Raw genomic sequence first — 3,738 nt, forward strand, 5'->3', positions numbered from 1 at the left:
TCGGGGAAGCGGCGCGGCCGGTCCGACGGCGCGGAGCCCGGGTCGGGGACGCAGTATGTGTCACCGGCGATCTCGGCCGCACCCAGGCCGCCCTGCGGCTGTACGCCGCCGGTGACCTCGCAGCGGCCGACGAGCTATTCGCGTTCTCCCCCCGGGTCGAGTGGGGGCTCCGCCTCGCTCCGTACGCCACCAGTATGATCGATATCTCCGACGGCCTCGCCCACAGCCTCCACCTCCTGGCACAGGAGAGCGGGGTCGGGTTCGAGATCGACGAGCCCCTCCTCCCGGTGTCCACAGCGGCGACACAAGGGATCCCCCGTGCCGAACTGAGGGAGGCAATCCTGTTCGGGGGGGAGGACTACGAACTCCTGTTCACTGTCCCCAAGGAAGCGATCGCTGCTATTCCACCTACGGTTCGCTTCTCCGTGATCGGGAATGTGACGGAGGCAGGCGTACGCGCAAACGGGCACGCGCTCCCCGACACCGGATACGAGCATTAGACAAGGAGATGATGGAGATGAAACGCAGACTGTTTGCGCTCCTGCTGGTCGGATTGCTGGTGCTCGGGGCGGTCGCCCAGGGGAAGGAGACCCTCGTGGTCTACACCTATGACAGCTTCGTCTCCTGGGGGCCGGCCGCGCGGATCGAAACGGAGTTCGAGGCGCAATACGGCTGTGACCTTCAATTCGTCGCCGCCGGTGGGGCGAAGGCCACCTTGTCCCGCCTCCTCGCGGAGCGGGAAGCCGGAGAAACCCCAGCCGACCTGTTCATGGGGGAGCTGAACGACCTCCCCCGCATAACCGCTTACGACCTGTTCCTTCCGGTCGATCCGGCCGGGATCCCCAACCTGAAGGCGGTTCCGGACGAGTATTCCTCCCTTCTCGCCGTCGGGCTCGTTCCGTACGAATACGGCTACATCACCCTCACCTATGACTCCAACCGCATGGATCCGGACGATCTTCCCCCTGACCTCGCATCCCTGACCGCTCCGCAATACGCCGACAAGCTCGTGTGCGAGGACCCGCGCACCTCTTCGACCGGGTTCTCGTTCCTCCTGTGGACGATCGCGGAGTTCGGGGAGGACGGATACCTCGATTTCTGGCGGCGGCTCGATCCGTCGATACTGACCGTAACCCAGGGATGGAGCGCCGCGTGGAGCCTCCTCACCCACGGGGAGGCGCCGCTCATGGTGAGCTACTCCACCGACACCGCATACGCCGCGCTGTCCGGAGATGAGCTCCGCTACCGCGCCTACGCCCCGGGCGGGGAGGGATATCGGACGGTGTACGGGATCGGGATCGTAAACGGGACGCATCACCGCGAGTTGGCGGAGGCGTTCATCGACTTTCTCCTCTCCCCCAAGGTGCAGGGGCTCCTCCCAGGGACCGAGGTGATGTTCCCGATCAACCCGGATGCCCCGATCCCGCCGGAGTTCGCGGAATACGCGATCGTTCCGACCCACCCGCTCTTCCTCCCTCTGGCCGAAGTGGGGGAGAAGGCGGAGGGATGGCTCGACGCGTGGGCGCGGGTGATGACGCGACGGTGATCGGGCGGGCGGTCCTCTATCTGATCCCGATCGCGTTCCTCGGGATCGGGTTCTACTACCCGCTTGGGGTCGTGCTGCGGGACGGGCTCGCTCCCGGGCCGCTGCGCGCCGTGCTGACCGATCCCTACTTCCTCCACCTGATCGCGTTCACCCTCAAGCAGGCGGCGATCAGTACCGCCCTCAGCCTCGCACTCGGGCTCCCCGGCGCGTACCTCCTCGCCCGGTATGAATTTCCGGGTCGGCGAGCAATCCGCGCCCTCACTGCCGTCCCGTTCGTCCTCCCCGCGATCACGGTCGGGCTCGGATTCATCCTGTTCTTCGGCGGGAACGGGGTCCTCAACCGGTTCCTGATGTGGGCCTTTCACCTCCCGTCCCCGCCCCTCCACCTCCTCTACTCCCTCACCGGGATCGTCCTCGCACACGCGTTCTACAACGCTCCGATCGTGATGCGGACGGTGGGAGCGGCATGGGAGGGGATCGACCCGAGCTTCGCGGAAGCGGCGGCGGCGCTCGGGGCGGGGCGGTGGCGCCGCGCCCTCGGGATCACCCTACCGCTTCTGTCCCCAGCGATCATGAGCAGTGCCGCCCTCGTGTTCGTGTTCACCTTCCTCTCCTTCCCCATCGTCCTCGTCCTCGGCGGGGCCCGCTATGCCACGATAGAGGTTGGGATCTACACCCTCGTCCGCACCCTCCTCGACTTTCCCCGCGGGGCGGCGCTGATCGTGGTCGAGACCGCGATCTCACTTGGGTTCTCCTATCTCTACCTGCGGGCCGAGGGACGGTTCGCCGTTCCCGTCCAGGGGGAGAGGAAGGCGCCCCGGATCCCGTTCTTTCGCAGGGGGAGATGGGGGGAAAAGTCCCTCCTCGCTGGATATGCAGTCGCAATCGGGGTGTTGTTCCTCGGGCCGATCGGAGCGGTGATCGCCGACTCGTTCCGCGGGGAAGCCGGCCCGACCCTTTCCCACTACCGCGCCCTCGTCTCCCTCGGCTACAATCCGTTCCTCGGCACCTCGCCATTGCACACGATCCTGACCAGCCTGGAGATCGCCGGGATCGCCACCGGGATCGCCGTCCCGCTCGGAGCGTTCGTGGTGCGGATCGCGACCGGGAGGTTCCCCTCCCGTCGCATCGCGGAGACAGTCCTGATGGCGCCGCTTGCCGTCTCATCGGTAGCGGTCGGGTTCGCCATCCTGCGCGGCTTCTCCCGCCCGCCGTTCAACAGCATTGGACCAGTCCTCACCATCGCCCTCGCCCACGCGATCCTGATCTACCCCCTTGCCGGGCGCGTCCTCCGTCCGGTGGTGGAAGGGCTGGACCCGAACCTGATCGCAGCGGCGCGGGGGCTCGGCGCAGGTCCGATTCGGGCGTTTTTTGAGGTGGAGCTCCCGCTGATCTCCCGCGGGGTGATGACCGCAATCGTCTTCTCGTTCGCCCTCAGCATGGGGGAGATGTCGGCGACGATCATCCTCATGCGGCCAGGAACAGCGACGATCCCGGTTGCGGTATACAGCCTCCTCTCCGCCCGCCAGTTCGGCCCGGCAAGCGCGATGGCCTCACTCCTGATCGGGGTGACCGCGGTCGCGTTCCTTGCCTTCGAGCGGGTCGGAGAGGGATTAGGAGAAGGGTAGATGGAGCGGCTCGAGGTGATCGACCTGGAAAAATCGTTCGGGCGGACCCGCGCCCTCGCCGGGGTCAGCTTCTCCGTGGAGCAGGGAGAGCTCCTCGCCCTGCTCGGCCCGTCCGGGTGTGGGAAGACCACGTGCCTGCGGCTGATCGCCGGGTTCGAGCGCCCGGACAAGGGCGATATCAGGATCGACGGGGCCTCCATCCTCGGCCTTCCCCCGGAGCGGCGGGGGATCGGGTTCGTCTTCCAGCACTACGCCCTGTTCCCGCACATGACCGTCGCCAAGAACATCGCCTATGGGATCAGATTCCGTTCCGGGATCGACGTACGCGCGCGCGTCGGCGAGCTCCTCTCCCTCGTCCACTTGGAGGGGCGCGCCGACCGCCGTCCCGCCGAGCTCTCCGGCGGGGAACGACAACGGGTCGCTCTCGCCCGTGCCCTCGCTCCCTCCCCCCGCCTTCTCCTTCTCGACGAGCCGCTCTCGGCCCTTGACGCCGCCCTGCAGGAGGAGCTCCGGAGGGAACTTCGCCGCATCCAGCGCGCATTTTCACTCCCCACGGTCTACGTC

General features: G+C 67.1%; 4 protein-coding genes. All 4 read left to right on the forward strand.

Features of this window, described 5'->3' with window-relative positions:
• On the forward strand, positions 1–500 hold a 500-nt coding region (locus tag J7J55_02495), incomplete at its 5' end, for a thiamine-phosphate kinase (GenBank protein ID MCD6141576.1).
• Between the two features lie 17 nt (positions 501–517).
• Positions 518–1,546 carry a thiamine ABC transporter substrate-binding protein gene (locus tag J7J55_02500; protein MCD6141577.1) on the forward strand — a complete coding sequence of 343 codons (1,029 nt, stop codon included), beginning with the start codon at positions 518–520 and terminating at the stop codon, positions 1,544–1,546.
• Positions 1,507–3,174: an iron ABC transporter permease gene (locus J7J55_02505; protein MCD6141578.1), complete on the forward strand. Its 1,668-nt coding sequence runs from the start codon at positions 1,507–1,509 to the stop codon at positions 3,172–3,174. The genes J7J55_02500 and J7J55_02505 overlap by 40 nt, the downstream gene beginning before the upstream one ends.
• A partial coding sequence (locus J7J55_02510; GenBank protein ID MCD6141579.1) for an ABC transporter ATP-binding protein occupies positions 3,175–3,738 on the forward strand: 564 nt, incomplete at its 3' end.

The organism is Candidatus Bipolaricaulota bacterium (assembly GCA_021159055.1).
Taxonomy (GTDB): domain Bacteria; phylum Bipolaricaulota; class Bipolaricaulia; order UBA7950; family UBA9294; genus S016-54.

Coding starts and splice junctions, on each gene's coding strand:
- J7J55_02500 (MCD6141577.1), top strand. CDS start 518: ATGAAACGCAGACTGTTTGCGCTCCTGCTGGTCGGATTGCTGGTGCTC.
- J7J55_02505 (MCD6141578.1), top strand. CDS start 1,507: ATGGCTCGACGCGTGGGCGCGGGTGATGACGCGACGGTGATCGGGCGG.